The organism is Natronoarchaeum rubrum, from assembly GCF_024494695.1.
Genome location: NZ_JANHDP010000005.1, coordinates 72,268 through 90,073, shown reverse-complemented (window position 1 = coordinate 90,073; position 17,806 = coordinate 72,268). Strand labels below are relative to the sequence as shown.

Here is a 17,806-nt window from a genome sequence, read left to right as displayed (position 1 = left end):
CGGTCCTACGGGTATCAAACGGGACGCGGAGTTTCCGGGCCAGAAACACCGGGAGCGCTCGCTACGATGCCGAGAGACGCCCGAGGTGGTTACAGAGCGCCGAGAGCGCGAACACGAGCGCAAAGGTGGTGCAGAAAATGATGCCCAGCCGAAACGGAAGGCTGTCGGTCAGCGACGCTGCGAGGATCGCTCCCGAAAGCGCGGAGAGCCCGCCGATGGCACCTCGCAACCAGGGCGACTCGACGTAGACGGCCGAGTACAGTCGGCGGTACCGTTCGATCGCGGAGACGATCACGTTCGGGAGCGGTGAGTCGGGAGTGTCGGTCACGAGTCGTTTCCTCAGTCCGCGAAGTCCGAGAGGCTCTCGCCGACGCGGAAGTCGATCGGGTCGTCCATCTCGGCGGACCCGAGCGCGACGGCGAGCATCTCCTCGTCGGGAGCGTTGATCGTCACCGTCTCGCTTGCCTGGGATTGACCGTCGATCTCGGTACCGTCTAGCTCGACGGACACCTCGTACGATCCCGAGCCCGTCCACACGTCGTCGTACACAGCGATCCCTTGGCCGTCTTCCCCGGAGTTCGACCCGTTGTCGCCGCCTGAACCACTATCGTCGTCGTCGGAAGGGGCGATATCGAACGTCTCGTCGAGCACGGTCTCGCCGTCGGGATCGGTCACGACGATCGAACCGGCGACCGGTCGATTGATCTCGTTGAACACGTTGACCTCTTCAAGCAGGCGGTCGCCGATGAAGTCCACAACGGCCGTACAGCCGGCCGTCGCCGCCAGTACCGCCGTTCCGCTCGCTGCGATGAACGATCGTCTGGAGGGTCGAGCGCGGTCGTCGGGTGTCTTGGCAGTCATGAATCGCTTGACAGACACTCGATCCGGGACGGCAGTAAACGGGCGGGGCGGTTCTCCGGACGGGAAACACCGCGGGGCCGGTACGCGATCGTTCCCTCGGGCGCGACCTCTCGCGCTCTGAAACGAGGGGCTGTTTCTGACGCTGAGACCCTGCCTCGGGGGCTATGTGCCCATCGATCCAGCATCCCGACATGGAGGTGAGCAAGACGAGGATTGCGAGCATCGTTGCGGTCACGACCGCTCTCGGATACGCGCTGTATCGGCGCCGTTCCGTCCATCCCTCTGACACCCATGGCGACGAATAGTGCCCCTGCTGACGATACCGGACGCGACGCACAGGTGATCGCGGACAAATCAGTGCCCGTGGCGATCCTGCTGGCGCTCGTGCTCTCGCCGGTCGCGTACTACTACGTCGGCCGGACGAAGCTGGCAGTGATCAACCTCCTCACGCTCAACTACCTGATGTTGGGCATCGTGGCCGTCCCGGTTCACGTGTACAAGATCATCAGCGACGCCCGAAACGAACGAGGAGGTGGGACCGAAGACTGGTAACGAACGCGCTCTACCCGTTCCGCGCGTCGCCGCGACGCGGAACTGAACCCCCCAGTTGACATGGACTCAGTCGCGGCACCCCTTTTTCGACGATTCACGCGTCGTACTCGGCGTCGTACAGACGGACAGTCACGACACTGCCCGCAGGATCGTTCTCGCGGAAGGAGAGTTCGCCGCCCAGTTGCGTGACGGCCCAGGAGACGAACCAGAGCCCGATGCCGCTGCCGTGTTCGTGCTGGGTCTCGGGGCCGGCGTCCAGAATCCGCTGCTCCCGGTCGGGGATCCCCGGCCCGTCGTCGGCGACGACGAGGTCGGCGCCGCCGTCGGGGCCGGCCCGAACGGTCACCTCGACGCGGGGCGAGTCGGCGTGTTCGATCGCGTTGTCGACGAGTTCCGACAGCACCTGCCGGACGACGGAGCGGTGCGAGGAGACGACCAGTTTGTCCGGGCAGGAGAGCGCAATTTCGGCGTCGGCGTCCGCGGCGCGGTGCTGCTCGACCACGTCGGCCGCGATGGCCGCGAGGTCGACCGGCTCGGGCGAGCCCGCGCTGGCGGTCATCACGTCCTCGGCCTCCCGGGCCTTGTCGCTGAGATCGACGAGATCGGTCGCGCTCTCGCGGATCCCGTCCCGAACGGCCTCGTCGTCGATGCGATCGGCGTACGCGAGGACGACGTCGAGTTCGTTCCGGACGTTGTGCCGGAGGACGCGGTTGAGCACCGAGAGACGCTGTTCGCGCGTCTGCCGGTCGGTCACGTCGCGCAACAGCACGGTCCGGGCGACGGGGTCGGTCCCGCTCTCAGCGTCCACAGCGGGTCCGGCGTCGGCGTCCGCATCGGTTTCAGCGTCGGCGTCCGGGGCGGCGTCGGCATCGCCCCCGACAGCGGCGGCGGCGTCGGCATCCTCACCGGCGTCGTCGTCGACCGCCGAGACGCTGAACTGGAACCGTCGGCGCCCCTTCGTCGTCTGGAGGGTGACCGTTCCCGTCGCGCCCGCCGAGAGGTCGGTTCCCTCCAGCCCGTCGACGATCGAGTGGATCGGTTCGCCGATCATCGACGCCGGAGCGCGGTCGAACAGCTCGCCGGTCGTCGCGTTGGCGTCGAGCACGTGATCCTCCCAGTCGAGCACGACGACGGCTTCGCGGAGCGCCTCGACGACTCGCGTCCGGGCGACGTAGTCTGCCTTGGGGAACCCGGTCATCACCGGGTAGCGATCCACGGCGACGGCGAACAGGACGCCGGAGACCAGCAAGCCGACGGTCACGCCGTCCGCGATGGGCTCGCTGGTCCCCTCGCCGCCGAAGAAGTACGGCGCCGTGACGGCCGCGAGCACGACCGCGATCTGGAGCTTCGAGATCCGCGCGTGGTTCCAGCCGTGTCCGATCAGAAGATAGGTTCCGTACACGTACAGGCCGAACAGAAACATGATCTCCGTGCCGAGAAGCCACGCGAGCATCGGTTCCATGACGGACCTGGGAAGCGGGGCGGCGATGACGGCGGCGCTCAGGACGATCGGCACCGCGATCCCCAGAAACATGGCGACGCGGGGCCGCGTCAGCCCGGTCCCCCGACCGGTGTAACTGAGCGCGTACACGACCCACACTGCCGGAACGATCAGCCCGACACCGAACTGGCCGAAGTCGACGATCGACGGTAGAAACGGCACTGCCGACGTACCCGGAAGCTCCGCGAGCACCGAAAAGACACCGAGAACCGTCAGCAGGGCGAGTATCGCGACGAACGGTGGCGCGCTGGGACGATCCCGAGACTGGACGGCGCGCCAGGTGACCCAGCCCAGCAGCGCGACCGCTACGGCGTCGAGGCCGACAGACAGGACCGTCCCGAGGAACGACATCGTTCTAGCTCTCCCGCAGTATTGACAGTCGTCTGTAATGAACGCGGCGGTCTCCGGTCGCCGAAGCGTCGATCGGGGCGTCCAACCACGACGTCGGCGAGGGCTGGTGACCGACCGTGTCGATCACAGGTCCCCGCTCCCGAACCGCCGGTAGCCGATCGCCAGCGGCACCGCGATCCAGAGGGCGAGCACGGCGAGCGCGGCCCACCAGTCGACGAACGGCGGCGTTCCCTCGCCCACGTAGCGGCCCGCGCGCCCGATGTCGAATCCGACGCGCAGGAGACGGGCGTACGCCTGTCCGGGCTCGACGAGCTGGAGCAACAGCGCCCAGTCGGGCATACCGAGACTGGCGTTGAAACGGTGGAGGACGGCGACGACGAACGAGACGAGCGTCCCCCACAGAACCACCAGCAGGAGGTACGCGCCGACGGCGCCGTAAGTGATCCGCCGATCGACGGTCGTCGACGCCGACAGCCCGACGCCGACGGCGACGAACGACGCGCCGTAGAGGACGGTCGCGAGCAGGAACAGCGGGTACGCGAGCGCCCCCTCGGTCCCGTACTGCAGGGCCGCGTAGATCCCGGCGATCGACAGCCCGAGCAGCGTCGGCACCAGCAGCACGATCGACCGTCCCAGCGCGGTCCCGACCAGCAGGTCTCTGCGGGACTGCGGGAGCGACAGCGAGAGCAACAGGCTCCCGTCGGCCCGATCGTCGGAGATCGACCGGTAGCCCAGCACGATCCCGAGGATCGGAACGGCGCCGTCGACGAGCCCGACGACGCCGCCGACGAATCCGACGAACGACCCGTCGCCGACGTAGGAGTACGCGGCGGCGTAGCCCACGAACAGGATCGACAGGAATCCAAAGAGCGCCCAGAGCGTCCGCGATCGCCCGGCGTCGCGGACGTCCTTGTACGCGACGGTGCGCCAGCTCACGACAGATCACTCCCCGCGAAGCGACGGTAGGTCAGCGCCAGCGGTCCGACCAGCCAGACGAGAAAGACGGCGAGCGCGACCCACTCGCCGAGATACCAGGGGCCGTCGACGGCCGCGCTCGGGTCGAAAAAGCCCGCGGTCACTCGCTGAAAGGCGGAACCGGGTTCGAGATCGAAGACGAACTGGACGGGGCCGGGCAGGGCGCCGTCGACGATGCCGGCCCGGTTCAGCCCGAACTGGAGGCCGCGCGCGATGCCGTCCCAGGCCAGCACGAACAGCGCGAACAGCCCGAACGCCAGCGCGAACGCGCGCTGCTTGGTCGCGGTCGCGAGTGACGCCGCGATGCCGAGGTTGGTCCAGAGCGCCCCGAACGCGACGGTCGCGACGACGAACCCGCAAAACGGCGCCGCGGCGAGACTGCCGAACGGGTAGACGACCAGTCCGGCGCCGACGACCATCGCGGCGAGGACGGCGCCGCTCAGCAGTCCGACCCGGCTGGCGACCTTTCCGAGGACGAAGTCGTCCCTGCCGTGGGGCAGCGACAGCGAGAGCAACAGGGCGCCGGACTCGCGCTCGCTGACGACCGCATCGTAGCCGAGCAAGACGCCGGCGAGCGGGACGACGGTCGCGAGCCAGCCGTCGACGAACCCGGTGAAGCGGGCGGTCGTGATCGGGTCGGCGCCCAGTATCGGGTAGAGGTACGCGGCGACGAGGATCGTCGCGGCCGGCAGCCCGAGCAGCAGGTGGGTCGACCGGGGTTCGGCGGCCAGCGCGCCGTCGGTCCGCGCGATGACCCGCCAACTCATTCTCGACCGCCCCCGGTGTACGCGACGAACATGTCTTCGAGCGACGCCTCCTCGGTCCGGAAGTTCACGACATCGGCGCCGAGGCCTTGGAGTTCGACCATGACGTCCATCTTCGCGTCGTTCGTGCAGGTCACTTCGAGCGTCGACCCGTCGCGGACCGTCACCGTCTCGACGCCGTCGACGCCGCGGACCGCTGCGGTCGTCGCGTCGTTCAGTTCGTCGACGTCGATCAGGAGCTTGGTGCCGCCGCCGATCGATTGCCGGAGCCCCTCGATCGTGTCGACGGCGACGAGTTCGCCGCCCTGCAGAATGGCGACGCGGTCGCAGATCGCCTCGACCTGTTCGAGGATGTGGCTCGAAAAGAAGATCGCCGCGCCGCGGTCCCGTTCCTCGCGAAGGATCGACCGGATCTCGGCGGCGCCGTTGGGATCGAGCCCGCTGGTCGGCTCGTCGAGGATCAGCAGATCGGGCTGGCCGACCAGCGCCATGCCCAGCACGAGGCGCTGTTTCATCCCCTTGGAGTAGCCGCTGGCCGGGCGGTCGGCCGCGTCCAGGATGCCGACGCGGTCGAGGATCTCGACAGGGTCATCTTCGGCATCCTTCGACCGGACGGCGTACTCGACGTGCTGGCGGCCGGTGAGCCGGTCGAACACCGAGTACCCCTCGGGCAGCACGCCGACGCGATCGCGGGCCGCGACGCCCTCGCGCTGGCAGTCGTTGCCGAACAGCGCCGCCGATCCGTCGGTCGGTCGCGCGAAGTCGAGCAAGACGTTGATGAACGTCGACTTCCCGGCGCCGTTCGGACCGAGAAAGCCGAAGATTTCGCCCTCTTCGACGGAGAGGCTGACCCGGTCCAGCGCCGTAACCGTCGCGTACCGTTTCGACACCTCGTCGGCGGAGATAGCCGTCATAGCCGCGGCTTCGGAGACAGGTGGGAAAAAACCAGCCCCGGATTGCACGCCGAGAAACACCGTCGGCCGGACGCCGCCGACGACCGAGGCCACGCGGGAAGATCGGCGTCGTGTCGAACAGTCGAAACACGTTTCAGATCGGTTTTCGGTATTACTAGGGTGTGGGGCTATGCATGCGGGGCCACAACCATGACAGCATGACCTCGACAGCAGTCCGCCGGCCCGCAACTCGGACGGCCGACGCGACCCGGGCGGCCGGCACGGCGCGTCGTACGGGTCGATCCAATCGCGTCGCCGTCTCGCGGGGGAACCGGTGATCGCCGTGACGGAGCAGGACGACCGAACGGACGACCGGGCGGACGCCGCCGACGCGGTCGGGATCGACGCGGTGCCGGCGCCGGTCGTCGGCTACGCCGTCGCGGACGGGACCCCGAAGATCGCGGCGACGAACGACGCGTTCGCGGCGACGTTCGACGCGGCGTCGAGCGGAACGAGCCTGCGCGAGTGGCTACTGCGGAGCGGCGCCGTCGACGAGACGGCCGTCGCGGACGCCTGTACCGCGCTCGCCGACGGGAGCGCTATCGACGCCGAGATCGGCGTTCGACCGGACGACGGCGCCGAACGCCGGCCGATCCGGGTTCGGAGCTTCGACGGATCGAGCCGCGGCGCGGCCGGCGAATCGAGTCCCGACGCCGTCGACGGGTACGTGCTGGCGACGGAACTGGCGCCGACCCGCGACGACGGCGTCGGTCACGACAGCGTGACGAGCGTGATTACCCACGACTTGCGGAACCCGCTCGACGTGGCGAACGCGCATCTCCGGGCGGCCCGCGAAACCGGCGAGGACGGCCACTTCGACCAAGTGAAAGAGTCCCACGATCGAATGGCGCGGATCATCCAGGACGCGCTCACGCTGGCCCGCGGCGAACGCGCGATCGACGTGCGCGAAGGTGTTGAGATCGACGCCGTGGCGTCGGACGCCTGGGCGAACGTCGACACGGGCGCCGCGTCGCTCGACGCGGGCGGCGAGTTGCCGACGATCGACGCCGATCCCGATCGGCTACAGCGGCTGTTCGAGAACCTGTTCCGGAACGCCGTGGAACACGGTTCCACGAGCCCGGACTCGCACGCTCGTCAGGACGCGATCGAGCACGGGTCGACCGGAAATCGGGGGGCGACCGACCCGACCCCCGAGGAAGCGGTTCGCGTCCGAGTCGGCAGCGTCGACGGCGGGTTCTTCGTCGCCGACGACGGGCCGGGGATCCCGGCCGACGACCGCGATCGGGTGTTCGAGGCCGGCTACTCGTCGACCGAGACGGGCGGCGGAACCGGTCTCGGGCTGACGATCGTCGAACGGATCGCCCGCGCGCACGACTGGACCGTCTTGCTCACCGAGGGATCGCTCGGCGGCGCCAGATTCGAGTTTCGACCGATCCAGAATGACTGACCGAGCAGACGACGCCGACGTTGAATCGGGCGTCGACGCGGAAACGGCTGTCGACGGCGCCGACGCGGAGCCGGCTGTCGGCGACGCGATGGACGACCGACTGCGAGCGGCCCCGATCGGAGTCGTCGAGACGACGAGCGACGGCGTCGTCGTCGACGCCAACGACGCCGCGGCGACGCTGCTGGAGACCGATCGTGCCGCGCTGCGCGGGACGGCCATCGAGGAGAGCTTCCCGAAGTCGGCCGCCGGAACGCTGCGCGAGGCCTTCGAGGGCGCGTCCCCGGACCCCGCGTCGTTCGAGGAGTACTACCCGCTGATCGAGCGGTGGCTCGCGGTCGACGTGCGCGTCGGGGACGGCGCGCTCGTGTACGTCCGGGACCGCACGCCGCGCAAGGACGTCGAGCAGACCACCGACCGGCTCGACCAGCAACTCGACAGGGTCCAGCGGATCAACGCGCTCGTCGCAACCGTACTCCAGCAGGTCATCGGCGCGTCGGACCGCTCGGACGTCGCTCGAACGGTCTGCGAGCGCCTCGGCGGGACCGACCTCTACCGGTTCGCGTGGGTCGGCGACCGCGAGTTCCCGCGGGAGCGCCTCCGGTTGCTCGCCGCGGCGGGCGAGGCCGACGACCTGCGCGAGCGGATCGAGGAGAGCCTGGGCGGCGAGAAGCGCCTGCCCGGCCAGACGGCCGTGGCGTCGGGCGAGACGCGACTCGTCGAGGCGATCGCCGAGGACGATACCGTTCCTCGCGGCGTCCGGCGCTCGGCGTTCGGCGGCGGGCTCCAGTCGTGTCTGGCGGTCCCGCTCGCGTATCAGGGAACGATCTACGGCGTCGTGACGGTGTACTCCGCGCGGGAGGACGGCTTTAGCGAACAGGAGCGGGTCGGCCTCGAGACGCTGGGCAGCGTCGCCGGATTCGCGATCAAGGCCGGGCGACAGGAGGACCTGCTGGTCGCCGACACCGTCACCGAGGTCACCGTCGAGGCCCGCGACGAGACGCTCCCGTTCGTCGCCGCGGCGCGGGAGGCCGACCGCACGCTGTCGCTGGACGGCGCGGTCCCCCGCGGCGACGGCGCCGTCGTCTGCTATCTCGCCGCCGACGGGCCGGTCGGGGAGTTCGACGAGGCACTGGCGGACCACGAGGCCGTCGCCGACGTTCGACAGATCCGGTCCGACGAAGAATCGCTCGTACAGGCGACCGTCGTCGGGGAGACGCCGGTGACCGCGCTGGCCGCCTGGGGCGCGACGGTCAGGGGCGGCGAGTACGGTTCCGAGTTGGCCCGACTCGTCGCCGAAGTCCCGGCCGATGGCGACGTTCGGCGGGCGGTCGAAGCCGTCGACGCCGCCGTCGAGGAGACACGGCTCGTCGCCAAGGAGGAGGCGACCCGGACGCCCGAACCGGCCGAGGCGTTTCGGGACGGCCTCGGCGAGCGCCTGACCGACAGGCAGCGAACGGTGCTGCGGACCGCCCACCTGTCTGACTACTTCGCGTCGCCGCGGGGGAGCACCTCCGCGGAGGTCGCCGAGACGCTCGACATCGCCGGGTCGACGATGCTGTACCACCTCCGGCGGGCCGAACAGAAACTCGTCGAGGCGTTTTTCGAGACCGACGCGACGTCAAAGGCGACGGATTCGTCAGACGAGTCGTAGCAACGGCGTCAGTGCCGCCCGCGGTCGATGCCGGAGAACTCCGACAACAGTTCCTCGGCCTCGGGGAGCAGTCCCAGAACACGCTCCTCGATGGCTGAACGGCGGTCCTCGATCTCGGCGAGCCGATCGTCGGCGTCGAGTTCCTCGGCGGGGACTTCGGCGTCGACGACCGCCCGCGTCGACTCCAGGCGAAAGTACTCGCCCAGCAGTTCGTACGCGAGCACCCGGCACTGCTGGTCGACGGCGGCGTGGAGGTCCTCGCGCTCGACCGGCTTCGAGAGGTAGTCGTCGAACGGCATGTCGACGATGTCCAGCCCGGGATCGATCGCGGTCACCATGACGACCCGCGTCGTGACGTCACGCTCGCGGATGCGATCGAGCACCTCGTCGCCCGAGAGGCCGGGCATGTGTCGGTCGAGCAGGACGACGTCGGGCGCCGGCCCCTCGTCGACGGTCGCGAGCGCCTCCTCGCCGCCGTAGGCGACGGTCACGTCGGCGACGCCGTCGAGGCGCAGCGCGTACGCGTCGGCTACCTTCTTCTCGTCGTCGACCATCAGGACCCGGGGATCCTCTACGCGCATCGCGTCACCCATGGATACCGGCCGGTAGGCCGTCGCCGTACTAATATCCCGGCACGAGCGGGACGCCGCGGTGGCGGCCACGCGTGCCGATAGCTAGAGTGGGGCGACGACGCGGTTGGGCATAGTAGCACCACGGTACAGGGAGGCCCCGACCGAACCGACAGGTACAGATGTCGAAATCAGAGCCGTCCCGCTCGGGCGTTCGACCGACCGGGCGACGCGGGGGTCCGTTCGAGAGCGACGAGACGACGATCGACTCCGAGGAAGCGATCAGACTACTAAGCGACGACCACGCCCGGCGCGTGCTGGACGAACTCAACGAGGCGCCGCTGCCCGCGAGCGAACTGGTCGAGCGTCTGAACAGTTCCCGCGCAACCGTGTATCGGCGTCTGGACAGCCTCGAATCGGCGGGGCTCGTCCAGAGTTCGATCAGCGTTCGGACGGACGGCCACCACAGACAGCAGTACAGCGTCGCCGTCGATCGCGTGCGACTCGGCGTCGGACGCGATGGCGTCACGATCGAGGCGAGCGATTGAGCCGCCCGCGGCCGCGGATCGCCGACGCCGAAACTCTCTGACTCTGCATAGCTAGAGTGGGGTGCCGGACGGGCCTGCGAATAGTAGCATCACACTACACGGACGTCCGGGCGGTACAGGTGAGTACAGACGATGTCCGACAACACCTGCGCGGTCCGATCCGGTAGCGCATCCGAGAACACCTCGACCGACACGACGCCGACGTTCGATATCGACGAACTGCTGGCGGTACTGGCCGAGGAGTACACCGAGAAGATCCTCGCGGCGCTGTGCGAAGGATCGGCGCCCGCCCGCGAGATCGCGGAGAAAACGGGCGCTTCCCGGCCGACGGCGTACCGGCGCCTCAATCGACTCGAAGCGATCGGCGCCGTCGAGATGGCGATGGTTCCCTCGCCCGGCGGGCAGCTCCGGAAGGAGTTCCGGCTCGTTCTCGACGAGGTCGAATTTTCCGTCGTGCGCGACGACGCCGCCGGGTCCCGTTCGGCGGACGCCGACGACGCCAGTGTACGATCGCTCGCGTCGGAGGACGCTGCGGCGCGACAACCCGCACGCGCGTCGCGATAGATCGCGTACGGCGCCGGACTGCGTTCGGCTCGATATCGATACCAGCGGTCGATCGGACTCAGATGACCGTCACCAGTGCGCCGCCGGCGATCGCGATCCCGCCAGCAAGCAGAGCGACAAGTAGTTCGTGACGATCTATGGCTGACCGTCGTCTCATACGATGTAAAAGGGAGCTAATCCACCGAGAAGCGCAAAAGTGGTGGACGAAACCATACCGTCGCGTTAGTTGAAAGCTGAAACCAGCATGACAACACCCGCGGCCGTGATACTGGCCGCCGGCGAAGGGAAGCGGCTCCGACCACTCACCCGTAATCGCCCAAAACCGTTGCTCCCAGCGGGCCCGACACCGATTCTCGATCACGTTCTCGACACGCTGACCGCCGTCGGCGTCGACGAGGTCGTGATCGTCGTCGGGTACAAGAAATCGCGCGTTCAGGGTCACGTCGGCTCGACGCACGGCGGCGCCGACATCACCTACGTTTCTCAGGACACCCAGCTTGGCAGCGGTCACGCGTTGCTTCAGGCCGAGTCGGCCGTCGGTGGGTCGGCTGTGGTCGTGAACGGCGACCAGATCGTCGCGCCGCGGATCGTCCGCGAGGTGCTCGACGCCCACCGCGACGCTCCGGACGCCTCCGCGACGCTGGCGGCGCTCGACCGGGGCAACGTCCACCGATACGGCGGCGTCGCGATCGAGGACGGCCGCGCGGTCGACTTCTCCGAACGGCCGGACGACGAGGGGAGGTTCCGGCTCAACGCCGGCGTCTACGCGTTCGAGCAGACGATCTTCGACGCGCTGCGCTCGATCGAACCGGAGAAAGGAACTATCCAACTCCCGAGCGGCCTGCAGGCGGCCGTCGACCGCGGCGAGACGGTTCGGGCCGTCCGAACCGAGGGGCTCTGGGCGGACGCCAACTACCCCTGGGACATCCTCACGCTCGCGCGGGAGTTGTTCGAGCACGACGTGGTGCCGGGGAGCGACGAGCCGGCGACCGGCATCGCGGCGTCGGCGCGGGTCCACGAGAGCGCGGTGCTCCAGTCGCCGGTCGTCGTCGCCGACGACGCCGTCGTCGAAGCCGGTGCGGTACTCGGGCCGAACGTCGCCGTCGGCCGGAACGCGACCGTCGGCGCGAACGCCGTCCTCGAGAACACGGTGCTCGACAGCGACGCCCGCGTCGGGGCGAACGCGACGCTGGTCGACTGCGTGCTCGGCCAGGGCGCCCGCATCGGGCCAGGAACGACTGCGATGGGCGGGCCGGCGGACGTCCGGATCGAGGATCGAGTGCTCGAAGACCAACGACTCGGCGCCGTGGTCGCGGATCGCGCCCGACTCGGCGGCGGCGTCACCGTCGCGCCGGGGACGCTGGTCGGGCCGGAGGCCGAGGTCCACTCGGGGGCGACGCTCGACGCCAACGTCTCGGCGGGCGCGGAGGTGCGCCGCTGATGTGTGGCATCGTCGGCTACGTCGGCCGCGACCGTCAGAACGACGCCCGCGACGTGCTCGTCGGCGGGCTGGAGAACCTGGAGTATCGGGGGTACGACTCGGCGGGCATCGCGCTCTCGAACGGCGCCGTCACCGTCGTCAAGCGCGAGGGCGAGGTCTCCGAACTCGTCGCCGCGCTTGAGAGCCAGGAGACGCTCGCCGCACCCGTCGGCATCGGCCACACGCGCTGGTCGACCCACGGCGAGCCCTCCGACGCCAACGCGCATCCACACACCGACTGCACGGGCAATCTCGCAGTCGTCCACAACGGGATCATCGAGAACTACGAACAGCTCAAGGCCGAGCTCCGGAGCGAGGGCCACGAGTTCGAGAGCGAGACCGACACCGAGGTCGTCCCACACCTGATCGAAGCGGCGATCGAGCGGGGAGAGAGTCGCGAAGCCGCCTTTCGCTCCGCGATCGAGCGGCTGGAAGGCAGCTACGCGATCGCCGCCGTGTTCGATGACGCCGACGACGTGTTCGCCGCCCGGCAGGACTCCCCGCTCGTGATCGGCGTCGGCGACGACGGCTACTACCTCGCCAGCGACGTGCCGGCCTTCATCGATCACACCGATCAAGTGCTCTACCTGGAGGACAGGGAGTTCGCGAGACTCACGCCCGAGACGGTCAGCATCACGGACGGCGACGGTCGACCGGTCGAAAAATCCCTCTCGACTGTGGAGTGGGACGCCGAGGACGCCGGTAAGAGCGGCTACGACCACTACATGCTCAAGGAGATTCACGAACAGCCCCGGGCGCTCCGGAAGTGTCTCCGGGAGCGGGTCGACGGGATCGAACATACCGTCGAACTCGACCTCGGCGATCTGGACGACGTTTCGTCGCTCCACCTCGTCGCCTGCGGCACCAGCTACCACGCGGCGCTGTACGGCGCGCGGCTACTCCGGGAACGCGGAATTCCCGCCCAGACGTTCGTCGCCAGCGAGTACGACCGGGCGACGCTGGCGGGCGAGACGCCGCTGGTCGTCGGCGTCACCCAGAGCGGCGAGACCGCCGACACGCTGGGGGCGCTTCGGACGGCCCGCGCAGCTGGCGCTCGGACGCTCGCGGTGACGAACACCGTCGGCAGCACGGCCGCCAGGGAGTGCGAGCAGGCGCTGTACGTCCGCGCCGGGCCGGAGATCGGCGTCGCCGCGACCAAGACGTTCGCCAGCCAGCAGATCGCGCTCCACGCGTTCGCGCTGTGGCTCTCCGAGGAGCCGATCGCACCCGACCGGATCGACGCGCTCCGGGCGCTGCCCGACCAGGTCCAGGCCGTGCTCGACGACTCGAACGCCCGACCGGTCGCTGCGGCGTACGCCGACTCCTCGGCCTTCTTTTTCGTCGGGCGGAAGCACCACCAGCCGGTCGCGCTCGAAGGCGCGCTGAAGCTCAAGGAGATCTCCTACGAACACGCCGAGGGGTTCGCGGCGGGCGAACTGAAACACGGTCCGCTCGCGCTGATCGAGGACGACACGCCCCTGATCGCGGTCGTGACGGGCGACGACGAGATCGCCCGGAAGACCGTGAGCAACGTCAAGGAGGTTCAGGCCCGCGGCGCACCCGTGATCGCCGTCACCGACGGCCGATCGGACGTCGAACAGTACGCGAACCACGTGCTGGAGATCCCCGAGACCGACCCGACGCTCGCGCCGGTGCTGGCGAACGTCCAGTTGCAGTTGCTGTCCTACTGGATCGCCGCGGAACTGGGCCGGCCGATCGACAAGCCGCGGCATCTGGCCAAGAGCGTCACGGTCGAGTAGCCGCGGATCGGACAGCCGCCGGGGCGAGTCTTCTTTCCCGCGTCGCCTCACGCACCAAACATATATCCACCTTCTGAACAAAGTCGGGGGCGACGCCATGAAAAACGTCCTCGCCAGCATCGGTATCGGCAACGCCAGCGTAGACACCGTCCTCCCCTCCGAGACCGTTCGACCCGGCGAAACGGTCGACGCCGACGTCAACATCACGGGTGGTAACGTCGAACAGGAAGTCGGGACGATCCGGTTCGAGGTCGAGACGCGCTACCGCACCGACGACGGCTATCGAGAGGTCGACGTCGACCGGTTCACGCTCGCGGACGGGCTCACGATCGAGCCCGATCAGGAGGAGACGCGACAGGTATCGATCGACATTCCCTACGGGACGCCGGTGACGGTCGGCGGCATCGACGTCTGGATCGAGACGGAACTGGACATCGACCTCGCGGTCGATCCCGAAGACAAGGACTACCTCGACGTGCAGCCGACGCCGCGGCTCCAGACTGTGTTCGACGCGATGGACGAGCTGGGCTTTTCGTTCTGGACCGCTGAGTGCGAGGCCGACCCCTACGGACGATACACAGCCGGTCGCTCGTTCATCCAGGAGTTCGAGTTCCGCGTCCAGTCCGGCCCGTTCCGCGACGCGCTCGACGAGGTCGAACTCGTCGCCCAGCCCGGCCCCGACCAGCTCGATCTGTTCCTCGAAATCGACCGCCGCGGCGGCCTCCTCAGCGAGATGGCCGACACCGACGAGAGCAAGACCCGCCTGTCGGTCCAGTCGACCGACGTCGCGCAGGTGCGCGACGACCTGAAACGGGAGCTCGAACGCCACAGTTGAGACCCGCGAGACATCGCTGCCGGTCGCCGAACGCTATCGGTCGCCGGTGATCGCCACCGGCCGGATCGTCGACAGACGGTCGACGGCGGCGTACAGCGCGCACGCCGCGGCGCCGCCGACCGCGTTCGCCAGCGCGTCGATCGGATCGAGCGCGCGCTCGGGGACGAACCCCTGTGCGACTTCGACGCCGACGCCGTAGACCACCGGCACCGCGAAGACGACGGCGAGTCGCACAGGGAAGGGCCGCTCGGCGTCGAGAACGGCGTACGCGACCGCCAGCCCGAAGCCGAAGTAACCGCCGGCGTGGTAGAACTTGTCGACCCCGATCGGCCCCGTCTCCGGACCGGCGGGTGGCGACGCCAGCACCGACGCGTAGAAGATCACCGCGGCGGCGACGGCGACGAGCGTCCAGCGCGCCCACGTCGGCAAGAGCGGAACCGAAACCTCTCGTTGCATCTGCTCGGAGACGAGCCATCGCAGTCGCAAAAAACTCCCGCGTTCGGGGTGGCGTCGATCGACAATCCCACACCGTGACGACGGCTCGATCCACCGGCACGGGCGGGGCTGAAAAGGGGCTGGCTTTCGGGCTGTCAGTGTCGACGCTACTCGCGGTGAACGCACGAGAGACTCACAGGTCGATCGGTACGCTATCGCAAAAAACTGCGGAGTCTAAGCGACGTTATTCTCCCTTCTCGATCGGCACGCCCACGAGGTTGCCCCACTCGGTCCACGAGCCGTCGTAGTTGACGGCGTCGTCGTAGCCGAGCAGTTCGTGGAGCGCGAACCAGGCGACCGAGGAGCGCTCGCCGATACGGCAGTAGGCGACGGTCGTCTCGTCGCCGTCGATGTCGTACTCGCCGTAGATCTCTTCGAGTTCCTCGGGGGTCTTGAACGTCCCGTCGTCGTTGGTGACGGCAGCCCACGAGATGTTCTCGGCGCCGGGAATGTGGCCGCCGCGCTGGGCGGTCTCCTGCAGTCCTGGGGGCGCAAGAACCTCGCCGGAGTACTCCTCGGGCGAGCGGACGTCGACGAGCGGCAGGCCCTTGTCGATCGCGTTCTCGACGTCGTCGCGGTACGCGCGGATGGACTCGCGCGGGCCGGACGCATCGTAGTCGACCGCGGAGAAGTCGGGCGCCTCGTCGGTCGTCTCGTAGTCGTTCTCGAGCCAGTACTCGCGGCCGCCGTCGAGCAGCTTCACGTCGTCGTGGCCGTAGTACTTGAACTGCCAGTAGGTGTAGGCGGCGAACCAGTTGGAGTTGTCGCCGTACAGGACGACCGTCGAGTCCTCGGAGATGCCGTGGCTACCCAGCAGATCCTCGAACTCGTCCTTGTCGAGGATGTCGCGCGTGGTCTGGTCCTGAAGCTGTGTCTCCCAGTTGAAGCCGATGGCGCCGGGGGCGTGCTCCTCGTCGTACGCCTCCGTGTCCACGTCGACCTCTACCAGTCGATACTCGGGATCGTCGCTCTGGAACTCGTCCAGATGCTCGCTGACCCAGTCGGCCGAGACGAGCACGTCCTTTGCGTAATCAGTCATACAGTGCCTTCGTTCGCACCCCACCAATAAAGTACCTTCAGCATCGGCAGTAACGGCCTTTCGTGGCGATTGCCGACAAATGTTGCCACTGGTTCCGAGAACGCCCGCGCGCCGACGCTCAACGGGGAGACTCTCCCCACCGTTCCGTCCCTGACGCCCGGGGCGCGAGCGAGATCGGCGCAAGTATGTCCGGTATCGGCGAGTCGGTCGTCGAGCCCGTATCAGCGCGTTCATACAGGTTCGACCACAACGGCCGCCAATGATCGAACTCGTGTCGCCGGCGTGGCTCGACGCCAACGCCGACGAGGTGCGGATCGTCGACGTGCGCGACGCCTGGGAGTACGACGGGATCGGCCACGTACCGCACGCCGTAAACATCCCCTTCGACTCGTTCCGGAGCGCGGACGACGACGACGCCGGCATGTTGCCCGGCGCCGATCGGTTCGCCGAGTTGCTGAGCGAGGCCGGCATCACCCCCGAGGACCCGATCGTCGCCTACGACGACACCCACGGCGTGTTCGCCGCGCGCTTTCTCGTGACGGCGCTGTGTTACGGCCACGAGGAGCTGTACCTGCTCGACGGCGACTACAGCGCCTGGAATCGCGAGTACGAAACCACGGGCGAGGCGCCCGAGATCGAGCCGACGACGTACGAAGTGAGCGAGCCGTCGTCGACGCCGCTGGTCGACATGGCGACCGTCGAGGCCGCGATGGACGATCCCGAGGCCGTGATCGTCGACACGCGCCGCGCCGAGGAGTTCGCCGAGGGCCACATCCCCGGCGCCGTCCGGCTGGACTGGAAGGAACTCGTCGACGACGAGACGCGCGGGCTCAAACCCGAAGACGAAATCCGTTCGATCCTCGAAGACCGCGGCGTCACGACCGACCGCCGGATCGTGCTGTACTGCAACACCGCCCGGCGGATCAGTCACACCTACGCCGTGCTCTCGCATCTCGGCTACGAAACGGTCGAGTTCTACGAGGGGAGTTTTACTGAATGGACCGACGCCGGCGGGACGGTCGAGACGGGAGAAAAGTAGGCAGCCGAGGAGTAGCGAGTTGCTGGGACAGTAGAGTGAGTTCGGCGGATCGGTCCAGAATTTTAAATAATCGCCGCGCAAATACGTCGCGCATGGCCACGACATCGGGACTGTCACACGGGTTCTCGGCATTCGGAACGCTGATCGTCGGAACGTTACTGTCGAAATTCATCTGGGATGTCGTCCCGCCGATCGGCGAACTGTCGCTACTGACGATCGAGACGATCCGATCGACGACGGGTGCGGACCTGCCCGCGAACGAGCAGTTCGCCGGGACGATCGTCGTGATGGTCGGGCTGTCGTTCCTCTGGGGAATCATCTACCACGTCGGTCGCCACTCCTGATCCGCGCCGTCGGATCGACATCCGACCGGCCCACAACCCCTCGGTCGAGGCGGCGCCGTCGAGCTCCGGCGTCAAGACGCCGCTGCGTATCACTCTCCTTATCACCACTCGGCGAAA

At 68.2% G+C, this 17,806-nt stretch carries 19 protein-coding genes; 10 read left to right on the top strand and 9 right to left on the bottom strand.

What is annotated here, in order from left to right:
- Positions 1 to 61 precede the first annotated feature (61 nt).
- Together NO931_RS13990 and NO931_RS13985 are read right to left on the bottom strand one after the other, a co-directional pair.
- On the bottom strand, positions 62 to 328 hold the full coding sequence (locus tag NO931_RS13990; RefSeq protein WP_256392968.1) for a hypothetical protein: 267 nt from the start codon (positions 326 to 328) through the stop codon (positions 62 to 64).
- A gap of 11 nt (positions 329 to 339) precedes the next feature.
- Positions 340 to 861, bottom strand: a complete 522-nt coding sequence (locus NO931_RS13985) for a hypothetical protein (RefSeq protein ID WP_256392967.1) — start codon at positions 859 to 861, stop codon at positions 340 to 342.
- A gap of 291 nt (positions 862 to 1,152) precedes the next feature.
- Here NO931_RS13985 and NO931_RS13980 point away from each other — a divergent pair, with 291 nt between their 5' ends.
- Complete coding sequence (locus NO931_RS13980) at positions 1,153 to 1,413, top strand: hypothetical protein (RefSeq protein ID WP_256392966.1); 261 nt, start codon at positions 1,153 to 1,155, stop codon at positions 1,411 to 1,413.
- A 94-nt stretch (positions 1,414 to 1,507) separates the two neighbouring features.
- Here NO931_RS13980 and NO931_RS13975 read toward each other — a convergent pair whose 3' ends face one another.
- The 4 genes from NO931_RS13975 to NO931_RS13960 all read right to left on the bottom strand — a co-directional run bounded on the left by NO931_RS13975 (position 1,508) and on the right by NO931_RS13960 (position 5,918).
- Positions 1,508 to 3,265 carry a sensor histidine kinase gene (locus NO931_RS13975; RefSeq protein WP_256392965.1) on the bottom strand — a complete coding sequence of 586 codons (1,758 nt, stop codon included), beginning with the start codon at positions 3,263 to 3,265 and terminating at the stop codon, positions 1,508 to 1,510.
- Positions 3,266 to 3,388: 123 nt separating this feature from the next.
- Positions 3,389 to 4,201, bottom strand: coding sequence for an ABC transporter permease (locus NO931_RS13970; protein WP_256392964.1), 813 nt, complete (start codon positions 4,199 to 4,201; stop codon positions 3,389 to 3,391).
- Entirely contained in the window at positions 4,198 to 5,007 is an 810-nt protein-coding gene (locus tag NO931_RS13965) for an ABC transporter permease subunit (RefSeq protein WP_256392963.1), read from the bottom strand. The genes NO931_RS13970 and NO931_RS13965 overlap by 4 nt, the downstream gene beginning before the upstream one ends.
- Positions 5,004 to 5,918: an ABC transporter ATP-binding protein gene (locus NO931_RS13960; protein WP_256392962.1), complete on the bottom strand. Its 915-nt coding sequence runs from the start codon at positions 5,916 to 5,918 to the stop codon at positions 5,004 to 5,006. The genes NO931_RS13965 and NO931_RS13960 overlap by 4 nt, the downstream gene beginning before the upstream one ends.
- A 322-nt stretch (positions 5,919 to 6,240) precedes the next feature.
- Between NO931_RS13960 and NO931_RS20760 the strand changes: the two genes are divergently transcribed.
- Together NO931_RS20760 and NO931_RS13950 are read left to right on the top strand one after the other, a co-directional pair.
- On the top strand, positions 6,241 to 7,365 hold the full coding sequence (locus tag NO931_RS20760) for a sensor histidine kinase (protein ID WP_310737325.1): 1,125 nt from the start codon (positions 6,241 to 6,243) through the stop codon (positions 7,363 to 7,365).
- Positions 7,358 to 9,016 (top strand): bacterio-opsin activator domain-containing protein, encoded by a 1,659-nt coding sequence (locus NO931_RS13950; RefSeq protein WP_256392961.1) that lies wholly within the window; start codon positions 7,358 to 7,360, stop codon positions 9,014 to 9,016. Before NO931_RS20760 ends, NO931_RS13950 begins: the two co-directional genes overlap by 8 nt.
- Before the next feature lie 8 nt (positions 9,017 to 9,024).
- Here the strand turns inward: NO931_RS13950 and NO931_RS13945 are convergent, their stop codons facing one another.
- Complete coding sequence (locus tag NO931_RS13945) at positions 9,025 to 9,609, bottom strand: response regulator transcription factor (RefSeq protein WP_375142069.1); 585 nt, start codon at positions 9,607 to 9,609, stop codon at positions 9,025 to 9,027.
- A gap of 158 nt (positions 9,610 to 9,767) precedes the next feature.
- On the opposite strand from NO931_RS13945, the gene NO931_RS13940 reads away from it, so the two are divergent.
- The 5 genes from NO931_RS13940 (at position 9,768) to NO931_RS13920 (ending at position 14,772) form a co-directional block, all read left to right on the top strand.
- Positions 9,768 to 10,133, top strand: a complete 366-nt coding sequence (locus NO931_RS13940) for an ArsR/SmtB family transcription factor (RefSeq protein WP_256392959.1) — start codon at positions 9,768 to 9,770, stop codon at positions 10,131 to 10,133.
- 132 nt (positions 10,134 to 10,265) lie between these two features.
- Positions 10,266 to 10,697: an ArsR/SmtB family transcription factor gene (locus NO931_RS13935; protein ID WP_256392958.1), complete on the top strand. Its 432-nt coding sequence runs from the start codon at positions 10,266 to 10,268 to the stop codon at positions 10,695 to 10,697.
- A gap of 244 nt (positions 10,698 to 10,941) precedes the next feature.
- Positions 10,942 to 12,138 (top strand): sugar phosphate nucleotidyltransferase, encoded by a 1,197-nt coding sequence (locus NO931_RS13930; RefSeq protein WP_256392957.1) that lies wholly within the window; start codon positions 10,942 to 10,944, stop codon positions 12,136 to 12,138.
- Positions 12,138 to 13,937: a glutamine--fructose-6-phosphate transaminase (isomerizing) gene (gene glmS / locus NO931_RS13925; RefSeq protein WP_256392956.1), complete on the top strand. Its 1,800-nt coding sequence runs from the start codon at positions 12,138 to 12,140 to the stop codon at positions 13,935 to 13,937. Before NO931_RS13930 ends, glmS begins: the two co-directional genes overlap by 1 nt.
- 97 nt (positions 13,938 to 14,034) lie before the next feature.
- Positions 14,035 to 14,772, top strand: a complete 738-nt coding sequence (locus tag NO931_RS13920; protein WP_256392955.1) for a sporulation protein — start codon at positions 14,035 to 14,037, stop codon at positions 14,770 to 14,772.
- Positions 14,773 to 14,805: 33 nt separating this feature from the next.
- Here the strand turns inward: NO931_RS13920 and NO931_RS13915 are convergent, their stop codons facing one another.
- A complete protein-coding gene (locus NO931_RS13915) occupies positions 14,806 to 15,228 on the bottom strand; it encodes a VanZ family protein (RefSeq protein WP_256392954.1) in 423 nt (140 codons plus the stop codon).
- Between the two features lie 223 nt (positions 15,229 to 15,451).
- Entirely contained in the window at positions 15,452 to 16,306 is an 855-nt protein-coding gene (locus NO931_RS13910) for a sulfurtransferase (RefSeq protein ID WP_256392952.1), read from the bottom strand.
- Between the two features lie 259 nt (positions 16,307 to 16,565).
- Here NO931_RS13910 and NO931_RS13905 point away from each other — a divergent pair, with 259 nt between their 5' ends.
- Both NO931_RS13905 and NO931_RS13900 read left to right on the top strand, forming a co-directional pair.
- A complete protein-coding gene (locus tag NO931_RS13905) occupies positions 16,566 to 17,345 on the top strand; it encodes a sulfurtransferase (protein ID WP_256392951.1) in 780 nt (259 codons plus the stop codon).
- Positions 17,346 to 17,437: 92 nt separating this feature from the next.
- Positions 17,438 to 17,689 carry a hypothetical protein gene (locus NO931_RS13900; RefSeq protein ID WP_256392950.1) on the top strand — a complete coding sequence of 84 codons (252 nt, stop codon included), beginning with the start codon at positions 17,438 to 17,440 and terminating at the stop codon, positions 17,687 to 17,689.
- Positions 17,690 to 17,806 lie beyond the last annotated feature (117 nt).